The sequence below is a fragment of the Pseudomonas sp. P4_C3 genome, assembly GCF_056402075.1.
In genome coordinates, this window is the sequence record NZ_JBFUIC010000631.1 from 1 (window position 1) to 1,252 (window position 1,252).

2 protein-coding genes are annotated in these 1,252 nt (G+C 62.6%); both read left to right on the forward strand.

Features of this window, described 5'->3' with window-relative positions:
* The coding region (locus tag AC1DVH_RS31315) for a glycosyltransferase family 4 protein (protein ID WP_477757049.1) at positions 1 to 570 on the forward strand (570 nt) is incomplete at its 5' end.
* A partial coding sequence (locus AC1DVH_RS31320) for a glycosyltransferase (protein WP_477757050.1) occupies positions 554 to 1,252 on the forward strand: 699 nt, incomplete at its 3' end. The genes AC1DVH_RS31315 and AC1DVH_RS31320, both read left to right, overlap by 17 nt.

Below are 1,252 nucleotides of genomic sequence, written 5' to 3' on the forward strand. Positions count from 1 at the left end.
CCGGTGTTTCTGATGGTCAGTACCATCGAGCCGCGCAAGAACCACGCCTACCTGCTGGACGCCTTCGAACGGGCCTGGGCGGCAGGCTCCACTGCCCGGCTGTGCATTGCCGGGCGAGTCGGCTGGAAATGCGATGCACTGCTGGCCCGGGTCCGTAATCACCCGCAGCTGAACCAACGACTGTTCATGTTCAATGATCTGAGCGACACCAGCCTCGAGCATGCCTACACCCACGCCAGCTCACTGGTGTTTCCGTCTTTTGTGGAAGGCTTTGGCCTGCCGCTGGTAGAAGCCATGCAGCGTGGACTGCCGGCCATGGGCAGCGACATTGCGGTCTTTCGCGAAATCGGCGGCGAGTTCATGGCGTACTTCGATCTGGCCAAGCCACAAAGCTTGGCTGATCTGGTCATTGGTTTCGAGGGCAGCGGTCAATTCCCGGCCACTCGCGACGTCGCGGACTGGCGCTGGATCGGCTGGCGTGAAGCCAGTGCGCAACTGGCTTCACGCACCCTGCGCAATCTCCCGGACGTGCCGCTCATACAAGAGAGGCAACATGCGCATTGCCCTTAACGCGCGGATTCTCCAGGCGCCGCGCACCGGCATCGGCCACTACGTCGCCGAACTGGCGAACGCCCTGGCGGGTGAACCGGATATTGAATTGGCGCTGTTTCATGGCTGGGGCTGGAGTGATGTGCTGCCGGAAGCGGCCATGCCCGGTTATTCCCGACTGACGCCATTGCTGCGGCAGATTCCGGGGGCTTATCAGGCCCGACGGTGGCTAGAGCAGAAACGCTTCGATCAGGGCCGCGCGCAAGCCATCGACCTCTACCACGAACCGAGTTTGTGGCCGCTGTCGTTCGACGGTCCGACCGTCATCACCCTGCATGACCTGACTCACCTGCACTATCCCGAAACGCAGCCACCGGCGCGCTTGCGAGAAATCGAACGGCGCGTGGCCGACGGCGTGCGACAGGCAAGCCTGATTCTGACCGACTCGCAGTTCATTGCTGACGAAGCCCAGGCACATTTCGGGTTACCGACCGAGCGATTTGTCGTCGCCCCACTCGGTGTAGCCGCGCGTTTTCACCCGCGGTCCCCCGAGGCTATCGACGCCGTACTCAAGACCCATGGCGTCGAAGCGCGGGAATACTTCCTCTGTGTCGGTACCCTGGAACCGCGCAAGAATCTGTCCCTCGCCCTGCGCGCCCACGCCCGACTGACGGAATCAGTCCGTCAGCGTCTTCCATTGCTG